This window comes from Blastocatellia bacterium (assembly GCA_035275065.1).
Taxonomy (GTDB): Bacteria; Acidobacteriota; Blastocatellia; order UBA7656; family UBA7656; genus DATENM01.
Map to the genome: position 1 here is coordinate 75,508 of DATENM010000102.1, position 17,278 is coordinate 92,785.

Below are 17,278 nucleotides of genomic sequence, written 5' to 3' on the forward strand. Positions count from 1 at the left end.
GTGATTCGTTTTACAAACCGTCAACCCCTGGCTCAGCGGGGTCGCAGTCATCAGGATATGTAGCGCAATATACTTCCCCTAAATAGTTACCTCAAAAGGACTTCTGCCCTTGATAAACCCGAGAGTTTCAGCTAACTTAGCAACGTTTCAAATGAGAGCTCTCCTTCAATCACGGACAATCTCTAAGGTTCCCGTAGTAGAACCCTCAAATGATTAGCAAGCGAATCGTTGGGCCGTTGATTATCGTAGTCGTGCTGCTGTTGCCTTGCTTGATCTGGAACAGGCCGCAACAAGCCGCCGCGCAAGACTCTGGCGAGGCCAGACAACTCCCCTCTGCCGTCGCTGCTGAAGCCGGCTATCTCAGCCCCGGCGAGCGCCACAAGTTGCGCATGGAAGACCGCCAGATGGCGTACGAATTGGCCGCCAAAGGCGGGCGGCTGATCGCCGATTATGATAGCTATCAGGTGGTCGAAGTCGATTCTGCCACCGCCCGATCCTACAAAGCTCGCAACAGCGTCGAGGTTAAAGACGAATATAACCTCATCTTGCTGAACGCCGGCAGCATCGATACGACGACGCCCAAGGCAAAGGCGTTTTCCCTTGCCAGCGCCGCCGCCGAGCCGAGCGGCAGGCACATGCACCTGGTGCAGTTTGCCGGCCCCATCAAGCCTGAGTGGTACGACGAGCTGGCCGCTACGGGCGTCGAGATTGTCACTTACATTCCAAACAATGCCTATCTCGTTTATGGCGACAGCCGCTCGCTGCGCCGCGTTGACCGCCTGATGAAAGCCAATCAGCCGGTGCAGTGGCAGGGCGAATACGAAGACGCTTACAAGATCGACCCGGCCATCTACTACAGCGAGAAACGCAACGAAGAATTGCGCCTTCAAGGCAAAGTGGTCGGGGCGACCGGCTATTACACCGTCCAGGTTTTCAAAAGCCAGAGAGGCCGCACCGACACGCTGACCTACCTCGACAGCCTCAAGCTGGCGGAAAAGGTGCGCTGGGACATTCTCAACTACACCAACATCACTGTCGCGTTGCAGGAAAGCGCGGTCAAAGAGCTGGCCTCGCGGCCCGACGTCGTCTACATTGAGCCGTTTGTCGCGCCCAAGAAGCTCGACGAGCGCCAGAACATGGTGATCTCCGGCAACACCACCGCCGGTGTTCCCAACACCGGGCTATCGTGGTTCACTTACCTGGCCAACAAGGGATTCACGCAGGCGCAGTTCGACACCTCGAACTTCCTGGTCAACATCTCTGACAGCGGCCTGGACAACGCCAACCCTGCCTCGCCGAATCATTTCGCGTTCTACCGCGGCGGCGACATCTCTTCGACCAGCCGTATCGTCTACGCGCGGCTGGTCGGCACGCCCAACGGCGGCAGCACGCTCCAGGGCTGCGACGGCCACGGCACGGAAAACAGCAGTATTATCATGGGCAACGTGCCGAACGGCACGGTCGGCGGCGTCAACTTCAACGCCGCGCCACACATGGATGCCAGCGGCTTCCACTACGGCCTGGGGGTCAATCCGTACGTGAAGATCGGCTCGTCGGTGATCTTCGACCCCGACGACTACACCGATCCGAACGTCGCCAGCCTCGAATCGCAAGCCTATGCCGATGGCTCGCGCATCAGCAGCAATAGTTGGGGCAACACCTCAAACACATATGGCGCGTTCGGCCAGTCTTATGACGCCATCGTGCGCGACGCGCAGTCGGGCACCGCCGGCAACCAGGAGTATGTGGTCATCTTCGCCGCCGGCAACTCCGGCAGATCGGGCGGCAACAGCGTCGGCCAGCCCGGCACCGCCAAGAACATCATTACCGCCGGCGCGTCCGAAGGCGTGCAGGCGTTCGGCGTCGCCGACCAGTGCGGCATTGACGACACCGGCGCTGACAACGCCAATGACATCATCAGCTTTTCGAGCCGCGGGCCGACGGCTGACGGTCGCAAGAAGCCGGACATCGTCGCGCCGGGCACGCACGTCTCGGGCGTCGTCGCGCAGGCGGCGAAGGTCGCCACCGGCGTGGGCGCGCAGAATGCCTGTTTTAATGCTAGCGGCGTTTGCGCCGGCCCCGGCGCGAGCAATTTCTGGCCGCTCGCCCAGCAGTTCTACACGGCGTCGGACGGCACCAGCCACTCGACGCCGGCGATTGCCGGCGCCGCCTCGCTGGTGCGCCAGTTCTTCATCAACCAATTCGCCGCGCCGCCGAGCCCGGCCATGACCAAGGCCGCGCTGATGAACTCGGCGAGCTACATGAACGGCGTCGGCGCCAATGACGCGCTCTGGTCGAACTCGCAGGGCATGGGCCTGATGAACATGGACCGGCTGTTCACGACCATCGCGACCAACAGCATCCTGCGCGACCAGCAGGCCGCCGACCTGTTCACCGCGACCGGCCAGCAGCGCCTCATCAATGCGACGGTGGCCGACAACACCAAGCCGCTGCGCGTCACTCTGGCGTGGACCGACGCGCCCGGCCCGACCAGCGGCAACGCCTTCGTCAACAACCTCGACCTCGAAGTCACGGCCGGCGGCAATACTTACAAGGGCAACGTCTTCAGCGGCCCCAACTCGGCGACCGGTGGCAGCGCCGACACGGCCAACAACGTCGAGAGCGTCTTCATTCCGGCGGGCGTCAGCGGCCCCGTGCTGGTGCGCGTTAAGGCGACCAACATCGCCGGCGACGGCGTCCCCGGCGTCGGCGGCGCGCCCGATCAGGACTACGCCCTGGTCATTACCAACGTGACCCCGGCGGGTGCCGCGCCGATCCTCGCGGCGGCAAGCGCGACGCTGGGCAGTGAAAGCTGCACCCCGGCTAATGGCGCGATTGATCCGGGTGAAAGCGTCACCGTCAGCCTCTGCATCCAGGACGTTGGCAACGCCGACACCACCGCGGCCATGACCGGGACGTTGCAGGCGACCGGCGGGGTGACCTCTCCGAGCGGCGCGCAAACCTACGGCGTGGTGACGCAAGGCGGCCCGCCGGTATGCCGCAACTTCACCTTCACCGCCGCCGGCAGTTGCGGCGGCACGCTCACGGCGACCGTTCACTTCCAGGACGGCGCCAACGATCTCGGTAATGTTACCTACACGTTCACCCTGGGCGCGCTCAATACCGTCTTCTCGGAGAACTTTGACGGCGCGACCGCCCCTGGGCTGCCCGCTGGCTGGACGACGTCGTTTGTCAATGGGGCAAGCTGTGCGCAGGGCAACAACTGGACGACGGCGACCACCAACTCGCCGCCGTCCGCGCCAAACGCCGCTTTCCACAACAACCCGACATGCATCACCGATAACTATCTGGTGTCGCCTTCGATTAACATCACGTCGGCTAACGCGGTGTTATCCTTCAAAAACGCTTTTAACTGGGAGGGAAGCGGCTCGAGATTTGATGGCTCCGTTCTTGAAGTCTCGACCGATGGCGGCATCACATGGGCCGACATCACTAGCGGTGGCATCGGCGGCAGCTTCGCGGCGGGCGGCTACAATGGCACGATCAGCACCGGCTTCAACAATCCGCTTGGCGGTCGTCAGGCGTGGACGTCGCTCAGTGGTGGCACGACGGCGGCGCCTGCCTTCATCACCAGCACAGTCAACCTCGGGGCGGTCCTTTCTGGCAAGACGATCAAGCTCAGGTGGCGCGCCGGTTCCGACACCTCGTTAGCAGCCAGTGGCCTATCCGGTCAGTGGATTGATAGCATCACGATCACCGACGGCTACGTCTGCTGTAGTTCAGTGGTGCCTTGCCAGATCACCTGTCCGGCCAACATCACGAAGGACAGCGACCCGAACCAGTGCGGCGCGACCGTCAACTACTCGGCACCGATGGCCACAGGCACCTGTGGCCCGGTGACCTGTACGCCGCCTAGTGGGTTGTTCTTCCCGAAGGGCACCACCACCGTCAACTGCGTTGTTGGCCCCAGCGCCGCAGCGGCGCAACCGAGCGGCGATAGCGCGCCGCCAAGCTGCACGTTTACCGTCACCGTAAACGACACCCAGCCGCCTTCGATCACCTGCCCGACCAACGTCAGTGCCGTGACCGCAGTACCGGGAGTGTTGACGACGGTGGTGACCTACCCGCCGCCGGTGGCGTCGGACAACTGCCCCGGCGTGACCACCGCTTGCACGCCGCCGTCAGGCTCGACCTTCGCCCTGGGGACCACCACCGTTACCTGCACGGCGACCGACACTTCAGGCAACACCGCGACGTGCAGCTTCACCATCTCAGTCTTTGACGGCAGGTTGCAGGATGACTCCGAGGGCTGCAACAACACGGTGTTGTTCAACACGATCACGGGCGATTACCGCTGGTGCTGCCACGGTACGATCTTCACGGGTCGCGCCAAGGTGACGCGCGCCGGCAACACCTACACCCTGTCGCATGTTCCCGCAGACCGGCGCGTGCAGATCAACCTCAACGCCGGTGGTTCGACGCCCAATGGCAATGCGTCGCTGCAAGTGCCGGCAGGCAAGACCATCTGCGTGATCAGTGATCGCGACATCCGCAATGACACATGCCTCTGCGGCGGCGCTGCGCCGCCAGGGCCAACACTGCGCTAAGGCGTAATCATCGATAAACAGGGAGGCTTCGGCTTCCCTTCAACCGGGCCGGTTGCTTCGCGCAGCCGGCCCGCTTTTTTTGACTCTGAGAGGAAGGGCGAAGTTTTCAGGCGGCGACGATTGCATCGGCGACGCGAACCGCGTCCACGATCTCGCGCACGTCGTGAACGCGAATCAAGTGAGCGCCGCGCAGGATGGCGGCGGCAACAGAGGCGGCGGTGCCAAAGACGCGCTCCGTCTCATCGCGGCCCGTCAGCGCGCCGATGAAGCGCTTGCGCGAGGTGCCGATCAGCAACGGCAGATCGAATGACGCCAAACGACCGAGGTGATTTAAGATGGCCAGGTTCTGCTCGACGGTTTTGCCGAAGCCGATGCCCGGATCGATGATGAGCTGTGCGCGGCTGACACCGCGCGCTTCGGCTTCACGGACGGCGAGATGCATGTCGCGGTCTATCTCGGCAAAGATGTCCGGGCTTGGCGCCATCTGCTGCATGGTCGCCGGCTCGCCGCGCATGTGCATGAGGATGAGCGCCGACCGCGACCGGGCGGCGACTTCGGCAATCCGCGGATCAAAACGCAAGGCGCTGATGTCGTTAATCAGGCTGGCGCCGAGATCGATGGCGGCGCGCGCGACTTCGCTCTTGTAAGTATCAACGGCGATGGGGATGTGCAGGCGTTTGCCGAGCGCGCTCAAGACGGGCTGGAGGCGCGCCAGCTCGTCTTCGGCTGACACGCGCACCGAGCCGGGCCGCGTGCTTTCGCCGCCCACCTCGATGAGGTCGGCGCCGTCCGCCTGCATCTGCAAGGCGTGCTCGATGGCGGGGCCCGGCTGGTCATACAGGCCGCCATCAGAAAACGAATCGGGCGTGACGTTCAAGACGCCAACGACCAGCGTTCGCAGGCCCACTTCCAGCCCCTTGCCGTCGGGCAGCGCAATCCGAAAGGGCTTTCTCATCGGGGTGAAGGCTAACGGTTCAGCGCGCCTCCGCGCAAGGCGTGGCGCACGCGGCGGCGGCGGTTGACAATGCCAGGGCTTCAGCGCAACATAACGCTTGCCTCAAGCGGCTAAGGGAGCGACGAGCGATGACCGACAAGCACACCATCGCGGCGCAGCAGAACCGGCTGGCATCGATCATGGAGCGCATCGCCGCTTCGTATGACGAAGTGACGCCGCGGATTCATCACCTCGACCGCATGCCGCTGCCATCGCGCAGCGACGCCGCCGCCATCATGGAGGCGCTCGAAGAGATCATCTTTCCGGGTTATTACAGCGCCGGCGGGGTCACGCATCACGGCATCATCTATCGCGTGCAGGAGCGCACGGGCTGGCTCTTCGAGCACCTGCGCGAGCAGATTTCGCGCAGCTTCCATCACATGAAGCACCTTGATGGCGAGCTGCCGTTTGCGACCGACGCCAGGGCCGAGGAATGCGCCTATCAATTCCTCGAATCCCTGCCGCGCCTGCGGCAACGGCTGGCGCGCGACATTCAGGCGGCTTATGACGGCGACCCGGCGGCGCACTGCATCGATGAGATCATCCTGAGCTACCCGGCGGCTTACGCCATCATGGCTTACCGCGCGGCGCACGAGCTACACCAGATGGAGGTGCCGATCTTGCCGCGGATGCTGACCGAGATGGCGCACTCGCGCACAGGCATAGACATCCATCCGGGCGCACAGATCGGTGACAGCTTTTTCATCGATCACGGCACCGGCGTGGTGATCGGTGAAACGACCGAGATCGGCAACCGCGTCAAGCTCTATCAAGGCGTGACGCTCGGCGCGCTGTCGTTCCCGAAAGATGAAACCGGCCGCCTGATCCGCGGCCAGAAGCGCCACCCGACGATTGAAGACAATGTGGTGATTTATGCCGGCGCCACCATCCTCGGCGGCGACACCGTGATTGGCGAAGCAAGCATTATCGGCGGCAATGTCTGGCTGACCGAGTCGGTGCCGCCCGGCTCGCGTGTTGTACAGGCCGAGCTGAAGCCGCGCCTGCTCGCGCCCCACGAACAGTTTCAAGAAGTCTAACTACAGTGACAAGTGACGAGTGACAAGTGACAAGAGAACAGCGAATCCTTCTTGTCACTTGTCACTTGTCACTCGTCACCTTCTCAATGACTGATGACCTACTTTGAATCGCTGATCGCAATGGCCGAGCGCGCCGGGCTTCGCGCGCAAGCTTGCCACACTTTTCCAGACGTAAGATTCACTGCTCAACTGGCGCTGCCGTTCGAGGGCCTGCTGCCAGAAACCTATTCCGTCTGTGTGGCATCGCTCCCCTCCGGCGCGCAGGAACGCTTTGATCCGTTCAACGCAAAACGCAGAGACCGTCGCGCCCAGGAACGCCTGACCATGCAGCTCAAAGAGGCCGCCTGCCGACTTGACGACTCTGGTCTGATGTTCATCTATGGCCTGCCGCGCGAGCTGGCGCGGGCGGCGGTGGCGCTCGCAGAGACGTTGACGTTTCGCTACTGGATCGCCGTGCGAACCATGACGGCGACAAAGGCCGACGGCCTGCGGCCCGAGCATACAGGTTTGCTCGTTTTGGCAAAGCCGGGCGCGGCGCTTAACGCTTTGCGCATCCCTCACCCGCGTTGCCGCCACTGCGACCAGACGCTCAAGGACTGGGGCGGCAAGGCACACCTGATGCACCCCGAAGGCGTCAGGCTGTCGGATGTCTGGATGGACCTGATCGTTGATGCAAGCGACCTGATGCCTGCCGAGGTCTTCGAGCGTATTCTCGACCTCGCCGCAAGCCCGCAACGCCAATCGCTACTTCTGCTCTTTCCCGAAGAACTGCCGGCTCAGGCGACAACGGCTAGAGATTCGTCGCCGCTGATTCGTACCTTCGACCCCCTGGCCCATCAAGCGCCCCCTGGCGCTACCAGGCGGCGCGCCGTGCCGGATGATTTGCTTGATCGTTTGCACCGAGCGCCGTGTCTGGACGTGCTGCGCCGCATCCCTTCGGCAACCGTTGATCTGGCGTTTGCCGATCCCCCCTTCAATTTGACGAAAGGTTATGAAGGCTACACGGACGATCTGGCGGCGCGCGACTATCTCGGCTGGTGCAAGCGCTGGCTGGTTGAATACGAGCGGGTGTTGAAACCGGGGGGCGCGCTCTTTGTCCTGAATCTGCCGAAGTGGGCGGTTGGGTTGGCGGACTTTCTGTCGCGCAGCGCCAGCCTGTATTTGCAAAACTGGATTGTCTGGAATGCCCTGCCAGAGCCGAAAGGGGTGTTGATGCCGGCGCATTATGCGCTGCTTTATTTCACGAAAGGCGAGCGCCCGGCGCGGTTCAATTACTGCTCGATGGAACAGGGCTGGCAGCCGTTTGATGAAGCGGTATTCCCGCCTGACCGCGCCGACGTTTGCGCGCGCCGCTTCTGCCAGCGCCAGCGGCGCGCGTCGGCACAGCTCTGGCGCGGCGAACTGACTGATATCTGGCACGACATTCACCGCGAGCGCCGCCCGATCAAGAAGACCGCCGGCGAAAAGGCTCACCCCTGCGCTACGCCCGAACGCTTGCTCGACCGCATCATCCGGCTGGCGACGACGCCGGGCGACATTGTGCTGGACGCGTTCGCCGGCACAGGCACGTCGGCGCTGGTCGCCGAGCGCTTGAATCGTCGCTATATTGGCATCGAGCAGGCCGACGAATATCTGCACGTCGCCGACCGGCGGTTGAGCGAGAAGCGCTCATCGTGGCAGCGCACCACCCGAGCAGTCGAGCGCGGCAGCGCATCAAAGCGGGCTCTACAACTTGAGCTTAAACGCCTGACCTTGATGCTCGGGCGATTGCCAACGCTGGCCGACATTGCGCGGCTATCGAAATTCACGCCGGCCATGTTCGAACAGGGATTCGATACCTGGAGCGAGGCGCTCAAGGCGGCGCGCAACGTCGTGGCATCTTTGCCTGATGTCGCGCAAGTATTGGTCGAGACCCAGCAGTTGGAAATGTTCGCGGCACAGCCGTTGAAGATCGCTGAAGGGACCGAAGGCGGCACCGTTGGCGTTTCAACGCCAACTGGAGCCGTCATCATAGAAGAAGATAACCCACCGACTTACCGGATCAGTTGAGGCAACGATGCAACCTACCGAAAAACTCTATTTCACCGATTCCGATCTACTTGATTTCGCGGCCACCGTCATTGCCGTGCAAGCGGCAGGGCAAGCCGATGACGTGATACTGGATCGCACGGCCTTTTATCCGACCGGCGGCGGCCAGCCGAACGATACGGGGCGGCTTGATGAAGCTCGCGTTCTCGATGTGTTTGAAGACGACGCCGGCATGATTCATCACCTCGTCGAGCCGCAAGGGATCATGGCCATCGGTCAAACGGTGCAAGGTCGCATAGATCGCGCGCGGCGGCTCGACCACTTGCAACAGCACAGCGGCCAGCACATCCTCTCGCAAGCGTTTGTGCAGGCGTGCGGCGCGGAAACCCGCTCGTTTCACCTTGGCGCACGCGCCTCGACGATTGACATCGAGCTGGCATCACCGACCGACGACCATATGCGCGCGGCTGAAGAGATTGCCAATGCCGTCATCTTTGAAGACCGCGCCATGCGCGTTCATCTGGTGAATGAAGCAGAGGCGCGGCAGTTGCCGCTGCGCAAAGAGGCCGCTGTCGAAGGGACGATTCGCGTCATCGAGATTACAGACTTCGACTGGTCGCCGTGCGGCGGCACGCACGCCAAACGCACTGGCCAGGTCGGCCTGATCGCCATCAAAGGCTACGAGCGCGCCAAGAAAATGACGCGGGTGGAATTCGTCTGCGGCCATCGAGCGCTCAACGAGTACCGCGCAGTCAGTAAGACGGCGCTGGCGGTCGCTCAGTTGTTCAGCGCCGAGCGCGACACGACGCCAGAGCTGGTATCGCGCGCCTTGCAAGAGACCCGCTCGCTGAAGAAGCGCCTGCGCGAGTTGCTCGAAATCACGGCCGGCGTCGAAGCTTCAGAGATGCTGGCAGCGGCAACGTCGGTCGGGAATTTCAAACTGGTGCGTGCTGCCTTTGATGATCGTGACCTTGATGAAGTGCGGCTGCTGGCATCAAAGATCACCCAGAGCGAGGCGGCGGTGGCGCTATTGGGAACCCGAGAGGCGGGCGCGGCGCGGCTGGTCTTCGCGCGCTCGGCTTCGCTCGATCAGAACATGGGCCAGTTACTTGCGGAAGCCTGTCAGTTGTTGGGCGGGCGCGGCGGCGGCAGGCCAGAGCTAGCGCAAGGCGGCGGGCCGAATGCCGACAACTTAGAAGCGGCCATAAGCCTGGCAGCTGAAAAACTGCTGGCGTGAGCGATCATGAATGATTCGGGGAAACTGCCGCAGAGGCTCGCTAGCGTGGGGGGAAGAAAGCGACTCACTTGGCCAGGTACTTTGCCATCATATCGATCAGCATCGTGAAGTCTACGGGCTTCGGCGCGTAGTCTGTGCAGCCGGCGTCTTCGGCCTGCGTTTGAATGTCTATAAGGTCGTGGGCCGTCAAGGCGATGATCGGCACGCGCTTCATGGCATTGCTTTGGCGAATCTGCCGGGTGGCGCTCAATCCGTCGATGACCGGCAACGATAAATCCATCAGGATTAAGTCGGGCTTGTCGGCAAGCGCCCGCTCGATGGCCTGCGCGCCATCGGTGGCTTCGATGACTTCATAGCCTTCGAACTCTAACAGCTTGGACAGAGAGAAACGGCTGTCATCGAAATCGTCAACCAACAGGACACGCTTTGTAGAGTTCATCATTGATCTTCCCTTGTTCTAAGCGTCACTCGATCCCTAGTTTGACGAATCGGCGATCAAACGAGATGCCAATTCATTCGCTTATCATCTTTTTGCAACATCTTGGCTTTGACCCATCATTCCGCCAATCGTACACAAAGCAGTCACAGCCTTCGGCAAAAGCGTCTCGATATATTGCAGCGCCGGCGTAGAAACTGTCGATTCCTCGGCAATTTGCGCCCGCCTGCTGGCATACTGGTTGCCTATTGTACGACGGGCAATCAATTTGTCAAATAGTCGTGCGTATCGCAAAGTGACGATCAAATGATAAACCGGCAGAGGTTCTTAAGAAAGACTTTAATTACAGTATACACTTGTTGCCTATCGCCATGCCGGGCACGAGACGAATTGATTCGCTGAAAGTCCGGAAGGAGCTTGCTTCATCACTCTTCCGCCGCAATTCAAACCAGACGAGCGCTGAAATGGCCGCCTTTGGCTTGTTGATTGGCGAAACCGATTGGATTGATAGATATGACCGCACACGATTTTAGTGACGTCCCCCGCCTGAGCGACCCGACACTTGTAGTCTGCGATGCCGCGGGCAGAATTCTTGCGATTTCGGCGAACGCGCCGAAATCGCTTATCGTCTGCTCGCCGGTCGGCCACAAGCACTTTACTGAGGTCTTCGGCGAAAGTTCAGCCATCACCCGATGGCTGACGAATCATCTCGGGCAAGGGCGACGCGCCGGCGATTACTTCGCCGAGCAGCAGGTCGAAAACGGCGCTGAAGTGTTGCACCTGCGCTTGGAGTCGCTGACCTGCGATGAAGAGTTGTACGGCTTCGCCTTGACGCTGACGCCGGCCAATCAGCGCGCCGGCACGCATCTGGAAGAAGGCGACGCGGTGGTTTATCGCAAGCAGTGGCACGAGATCAAGAACGCCATCGGCGCGATGAAACTCTATGCCACCTTTCTGACACGGAAACTGCCCGAAGGCGACGAGCGCCAGACGGTCGAGAAGATGCTCGCCGGGATCAACGGGCTGAACGATTACCTAGCCAAAATTCGCAGAGGTGAAACCCAGTGAAGACACGAGGCAACATTCTGGTCATTGATGACGAGGAGCCGATTCTCGATTCGCTCCGATTAAACCTGACGCAATCAGGTTATAGCTGCACGACGGCGCGCAACGGCCAGGAAGGGATCGCGCTGTTTGAAAACGGCGAATTCGACCTGGTGCTGTGCGACCTGCAACTCCCCGATATGTCCGGCACAGACGTGACTCGCAGGCTGCGCGAAATGCGCGAGTCCATCGAAGTGATTATCATCAGCGGCTACGGCTCGGTGGCCAACGCCGTTGATGCCACCAAGGCGGGGGCCTTCCATTTCGTCGAAAAGCCTTTTGAGTTCGACGCCCTGCAAGTGCTGATCGAGCGCGCCCTGGAGCGCAAGACGCTGATTGAGCAGAGCGACCAGTTGCGCCGCACCTTGCAGCAACGCACCACCTATAGCGACATTGTCGGGCGCTCGAAACAGATGCAGAACATCTTCGAGATGATCGAGGCGGTCGCCAAGAGCGACGCCAACATTCTGATCGTCGGCGAATCGGGGACCGGCAAGGAGTTGATCGCCAACGCCATCCACTATAACTCGCACCGCGCCAAGGGGCCGTTCGTCAAAGTTAATTGCGCGGCGCTGCCGAAGGAGTTGATCGAGAGCGAGCTATTCGGCCACACCAAGGGCGCGTTTACCGGCGCGGCGCGCGACAAAGAGGGCTTGATCGCGCGCGCTAATGGCGGCTCGCTGCTGTTGGACGAAATCGCCGAGATGCCGCTCGAATTGCAGCCGAAGCTATTGCGTGCCCTTCAGGAGCGCGTCTTTTATCGCCTCGGCAGCGAGCGCCCCGTCGAGGTGGACTTCCGGCTGGTCTGTTCGACGAACCGCAATCCGCCCGAAGCGGTGCGCAGCGGCGCCTTGCGCGAAGACCTCTACTACCGCATCTCGACGATCACCATCGAAGTGCCGCCGCTCAAGGAGCGCGCCGAAGACGTACAGTTGCTCGCCGACCATTTTCTCAACCTCTTCGCCGATAAGTACGCGAAGCCTGTGCGCAGCTTCTCGCAGCCCGCCGTGTCGGCGATGTACAACTATCACTGGCCGGGCAACGTGCGTGAATTAGAATCGGCCATCGAGCGCGCTGTCTTACTGTCAAAAGGCGATGCGATTGAGCCGACCGATCTGCCGTTTACGGCGATGGAAACGCCGACCATGAGTGCCGCGCACAACAACGATTTCCACGTGCCCGCGGATATGAAGTTGGAAGATATCGAGCGCGAGGTGATCTTCCAAACCTTGAAGCGGACTAAAGGCAACAAGCAGGCGGCGGCCAACATGCTCGGCATTTACCGTCCGCGCCTTTACAGCAAAATCCGCAAATACAACCTGACTGAGTTCATGTAAAGATTTCGGGTTTTCATGGTTTAGCGCGACGCGCCGGCGATTTTGGATTTTGGATTGCATAGTTAAACGGTGAGCGGTCAGGTTCGACTGCTCTGTTGGTGGAGTTGTGTAGCTATGCGTATACAGAGTCGGAACATCCAAAATTGCCGCGCGAAGCGCATCTCCTGCCATGAAAATCGAGAATCCAAGATTCCCTGGGGTGTGAGATGAGTATGAATAATGGGGTGTGAGATGAGTACGAATAACGAAACGGTGGATTTGGCAGCCAACGATGGCATGGCGCTCGTCGGCAGAACTCTCGAAGATAAGTATCGCCTCGAAGCGCTGCTCGGCTCCGGCGGCATGTGTTATGTGTACCGCGCCACTCACATGCAGATGGGCAAGCAGGTCGCTGTCAAAATTCTCAAGCCGCCTCTCGCCGCCGACACGGCGCTCAGTCAGCGCTTCGAGCAGGAGGCGCGCGCCGCCTCGCGCATCCATCATCCCAACGCCATCAACGTCATGGATTATGGCATCGGCGAAGGCAATACGCCGTTCATCGTCATGGAGTATGTCAACGGCATCACGCTCGGCGAGTTGATTCGGCAACAGGGCGCGCTGTCGCTCGACCGCGCCTCCAACATCCTCCGGCAAATCTGTGGCGCGCTTGACGCCGCGCACGCCGTGGGCGTCATTCATCGCGACATCAAGCCCGACAACATCATCATCGGCGATTACGGCAACTCTGACTGGGTCGAGGTCGTTGACTTCGGCGTCGCCAAGATTCGCGAGGACTTGAATCGCCGCGTCGCGTTGACCGGCGACAACGTCCTTGTCGGCACGCCGCGCTATATGTCGCCGGAGCAATGCGAAGAGCACCCGGTTGATGCGCGCAGCGACATCTACTCGCTGGGTGTCGTGCTTTATGAGATGCTCGCCGGCTCGACGCCCTTCAAGTGGGATTCGTCCACGCGCCTGCTGGTGGCGCATGTGACAGAGCCTCCCGAACCATTGCGGGCGCAGCGCCCAGACATCCCGGCGGCGGTTGAAGCTGTCGTCATGCAGGCGCTCGAAAAAGACCCCGACCGCCGCCCGCAAAGCGCCGGCGAGTTTGCACGCATGTTTGAAGAAGCGGCGCAACTCGGACAGCCGGTGCGTGCCACAGGCAACCGCGGCGGCGCCTTCTCGCGCATTCAAGTCCCGCTCGGCAATGAGCCCCCGGCGGCGACGACCGCTGCCGTCGACGGGGACGATGAAGCCACTGTCGTGCGCCCGCGCCCGGCAGCCCTCAGCCGCATAGACACGCCCGTTGATGGGCGCGTCAACACACCGCCGGCAGGCGTCGCGGCAGACGTTTACGTTCGCCCGGATCGTTATCCGGGCACGCCCTACGTGGTCGCGACCCGTGACCATCGCAGCTCGACGGTCATCTGGGTAGCAGTTATCGGTGTGTTGATCGCTGCGGGCATCGCGGCCTATCTCGTCTTCGGCAATCGCTGGTTCGGCGCGACGACGACGCGCGAAGCGATCATTGACGCGCAGCAGTCGGTGACCACGGCGCTGGCGCTGGTCGAACTGCTGCCGAAAGATCATCCGCTCCGCACCTACTCATCGAACCTGCGCGAATGGCAGGGCGAGTTAAAAGTCTATGCACAGGCCAACAACAACGATCCGCAGGTGACGCAGCGCGCCGAGGGTTATCGTCAGAAGGCGGATGACATCGCCGCACAGACGCGCACCGCGCTGGCCTCGCTTGGCCGAGAAGTGCCGGCGAACATCAACGCGCCGGCGCCCAGCAGCAGTGCGTCGGCAGGTGTGGCGCCGCCAACTGAAGAGCGACCAGCGGGCGAAGCCCCGGCGAATGCCAACCGGCATCACGCCTCGGCGAACCACAACGAGGCTGACGCGGATGAAGAGGAAGCCGCGCAGAAACCAGAGGAGACCCCCAACGCTAACGCCAATCGCCGCCGTCGCGCCGAGCCGCCCGCGGTCGAGCCTGTGCAGTCGCCCGACGCGCCGCAGAACGCCAACCGCCGTAAAGATCGCACCCCACCGAAAGTAAACCCGGTGAACAGCAACGAGAATTATGAATAGGGGCCAGGGGCTAGGGGGAAACGGAAGCGCTTCGCGCCTTTCTCTACTAGCCTCTAACCCCTATTTCCTAGTCCCCAGCCCCTAGCCCCCTAATCCCTGGCCCCTTCTCCGCAGAGGGTTGTTTGCGCCTGCTTAAAGGCGCGTGATACGATTCGCCTCTGGGAGCAATGATGATCGAACAAACCAGCGCCATCGAAAAGACCGTCCTCAAAAACGGGCTCACCGTCATCAGCGAACAGATGAATCATGTGCGCTCGGCTTCCGTCGGCATCTGGGTGCGCTCGGGCTCGCGTCACGAAAGCGCGCCGCTCAATGGCATTTCGCACTTCATCGAGCACACGCTTTTCAAAGGCACGCGCAACCGCACCTCGCGCGAAATCGCGGTCGAAAGCGACGCCATCGGCGGTCACGTTGACGCCTTCACCAGCCGCGAGGTCGCCGCTTACTACGTCAAAGTCCTCGACGAGCACCTGTCGCGCGCCTTCGATCTGATTGCTGATCTCGTGACCGCGCCGCTGTTTGACAACAGCGAGCTTGACCGCGAGCGCAACGTCGTGATGGAAGAGATCAAGATGGTCGAAGACACCCCCGACGATCTCGTCCACGAAGTCTTCGTCGCCAACTTCTGGCCGGACCACCCGCTGGGCCGCTCAATCCTTGGGACAGCAAAGACGCTGGCGACCTTCGATCACGAGCGGGTTGCCGCTTACTTTCAAAACGTCTATACGCCGCGCAACCTGGTCATCGCTGCCGCCGGCAACGTCGAGCACGGGGCCTTTGTCGAAATGGTCGAGCGCTACCTTGGCGGCTTGGTTGACCGGCCTGTTGATCTGATCTCGTCGGCGCCAACGCATGCGTCCTCGCGCGTTATCATCAGCAAAGACCTGGAGCAGGCGCACCTGATGATGGGGACGCCCTGTCCGCCAATGATGTCCAAGGATCGTTACGCCGTGCATACGCTGAATGTCATCCTCGGCGGCGGCATGAGCTCGCGGCTGTTTCAAACCATTCGCGAAGACAACGGGTTGGCCTATGCGGTTTTCTCAGGCGTTAACGCCTACACGGACGCCGGCTACCTGTCGGTTTACGCGGCGACCTCGCCTGAGCAGATCGATGATGTCATCCGTTTGAGCAATGCGGAATTCGACCGGCTCAAAGTCGAAGCGGTCTCCGACGCCGAGTTGCAGCGCGCCAAGGATCAGCTCAAAGTGTCGATCATGCTGGGGCTGGAAAGCAGTTCGGCACGCATGAGCAATCTGGCGCGGCAGGAGATTTTCTATGGCCGCCAGTTCACGCTCGACGAAATTCTCGAACGCATTGATCGCGTGACCGCGGATGACGTGCAACGCATGGCGCAGACGATCTTCGGCGACGAGATGGCGGTCACAGCTATCGGCCAGATCGAATCATTAGACATCATGCAGTAGAAGCAGCCAGAAGCTCCGTTAGGAGCGCAATGTTTATAGTCAGCCGGCTCGTTTAATTCTCAAGCTCCGACAGGAGCGGAATGTCGCCATTGCGCCCCTACGGGGCTTGGTTTCTATTGATCTCTGTAACTATAAACATTGCGTCCCTACGGGACGGGGAAGGACTTTCTGCTTCCTGCTTACTAATCCATGAGACTCATCGTCTTAGGCAGCGGCAGTTCCGGCAACGCGCTTTTTATTGAAGCGGGCGAGACAGGCGTGCTCGTTGACGTCGGGTTGTCGGCCAAGGAAACGGCGCGGCGCATGAGCGAAGCCGGCATTGATCTGGCGCGGCTCTCAGGCATTGTCGTCACCCACGAGCATGCCGATCACGTCAAAGGCGTGCGGGTGATGTCAAAGACGATTAGCGCGCCGGTCTTTATCTCGCAGGCGACGCGCGAAGAGTGCCACTTCCCTGCCGCCGGCGACGGCATTCATTGGGGCGAAGCGATCTCGTCAAGTCAGGACTTCCAGATCGGCAGCCTCGAATTCCACCCGTTCACAATCCCGCACGACGGCATAGACACCTTCGCCTTTACGGTTCAGGCCGAAGGCATCAAGGTCGGCATCGTCACCGACCTCGGCTACATCACGCAACTGGTTGCCGAACGCTTGCGCGGCTGCGACTTCGTGATGATCGAAGCGAACCACGACCGCGACATGCTGAAGGTCGGGCCGTATCCTTGGCCGCTCAAGCAACGCATTGCCAGCAACACCGGCCATCTGTCGAACGACGAGATGGCGCGCTGGATGAAAGAAGATTTTGACGGCCGCGCCGCGCATATTGTACTGGCGCACCTGTCGCGGCAATGCAATCACCCGGAGCTGGCGCGGCTGTCGGCCTTGCAAGCATTAGAAGCGCGCGGCCCGTCGTTTTACCCGGAGGCCGAGCGCCGCATCACGGTCGCGCAACACGACCGCGCAACCCAGTGGTTCGAGCTATGAAAAGAAGAAGTCAGGAGTCAGGAGTCAGGAGTCAGAATGGAAGAGGAAGTCGG

11 protein-coding genes are annotated in these 17,278 nt (G+C 61.2%); 9 read left to right on the forward strand and 2 right to left on the reverse strand.

Annotation, left to right across the window (positions count from 1 at the left end; all coding sequences use genetic code 11):
- Window positions 1-209 precede the first annotated feature (209 nt).
- Window positions 210-4,568 (forward strand): S8 family serine peptidase, encoded by a 4,359-nt coding sequence (locus VJ464_22775; GenBank protein ID HKQ07969.1) that lies wholly within the window; start codon window positions 210-212, stop codon window positions 4,566-4,568.
- Between the two features lie 106 nt (window positions 4,569-4,674).
- On the opposite strand, the gene folP is transcribed toward VJ464_22775, so the two are convergent.
- Window positions 4,675-5,523, reverse strand: coding sequence for a dihydropteroate synthase (gene folP / locus VJ464_22780; GenBank protein ID HKQ07970.1), 849 nt, complete (start codon window positions 5,521-5,523; stop codon window positions 4,675-4,677).
- Between the two features lie 128 nt (window positions 5,524-5,651).
- Between folP and epsC the strand changes: the two genes are divergently transcribed.
- From epsC to VJ464_22795, 3 genes are all read left to right on the forward strand, one after another.
- On the forward strand, window positions 5,652-6,599 hold the full coding sequence (gene epsC / locus VJ464_22785) for a serine O-acetyltransferase EpsC (GenBank protein ID HKQ07971.1): 948 nt from the start codon (window positions 5,652-5,654) through the stop codon (window positions 6,597-6,599).
- 93 nt (window positions 6,600-6,692) lie between these two features.
- Window positions 6,693-8,648, forward strand: a complete 1,956-nt coding sequence (locus tag VJ464_22790; GenBank protein HKQ07972.1) for a DNA methyltransferase — start codon at window positions 6,693-6,695, stop codon at window positions 8,646-8,648.
- A 7-nt stretch (window positions 8,649-8,655) separates the two neighbouring features.
- On the forward strand, window positions 8,656-9,864 hold the full coding sequence (locus VJ464_22795) for a DHHA1 domain-containing protein (protein ID HKQ07973.1): 1,209 nt from the start codon (window positions 8,656-8,658) through the stop codon (window positions 9,862-9,864).
- A 64-nt stretch (window positions 9,865-9,928) separates the two neighbouring features.
- Here VJ464_22795 and VJ464_22800 read toward each other — a convergent pair whose 3' ends face one another.
- A complete protein-coding gene (locus tag VJ464_22800; GenBank protein HKQ07974.1) occupies window positions 9,929-10,306 on the reverse strand; it encodes a response regulator in 378 nt (125 codons plus the stop codon).
- Window positions 10,307-10,813: 507 nt separating this feature from the next.
- Between VJ464_22800 and VJ464_22805 the strand changes: the two genes are divergently transcribed.
- From VJ464_22805 to VJ464_22825, 5 genes are all read left to right on the forward strand, one after another.
- On the forward strand, window positions 10,814-11,368 hold the full coding sequence (locus VJ464_22805; GenBank protein HKQ07975.1) for a hypothetical protein: 555 nt from the start codon (window positions 10,814-10,816) through the stop codon (window positions 11,366-11,368).
- On the forward strand, window positions 11,365-12,741 hold the full coding sequence (locus tag VJ464_22810) for a sigma-54 dependent transcriptional regulator (GenBank protein HKQ07976.1): 1,377 nt from the start codon (window positions 11,365-11,367) through the stop codon (window positions 12,739-12,741). Before VJ464_22805 ends, VJ464_22810 begins: the two co-directional genes overlap by 4 nt.
- Window positions 12,742-12,972: 231 nt before the next feature.
- Window positions 12,973-14,814 carry a serine/threonine-protein kinase gene (locus VJ464_22815; GenBank protein ID HKQ07977.1) on the forward strand — a complete coding sequence of 614 codons (1,842 nt, stop codon included), beginning with the start codon at window positions 12,973-12,975 and terminating at the stop codon, window positions 14,812-14,814.
- 167 nt (window positions 14,815-14,981) lie between these two features.
- Window positions 14,982-16,241 (forward strand): pitrilysin family protein, encoded by a 1,260-nt coding sequence (locus VJ464_22820; GenBank protein ID HKQ07978.1) that lies wholly within the window; start codon window positions 14,982-14,984, stop codon window positions 16,239-16,241.
- A 189-nt stretch (window positions 16,242-16,430) separates the two neighbouring features.
- Window positions 16,431-17,225 carry an MBL fold metallo-hydrolase gene (locus tag VJ464_22825; protein HKQ07979.1) on the forward strand — a complete coding sequence of 265 codons (795 nt, stop codon included), beginning with the start codon at window positions 16,431-16,433 and terminating at the stop codon, window positions 17,223-17,225.
- The last annotated feature ends 53 nt before the right edge of the window (window positions 17,226-17,278 follow it).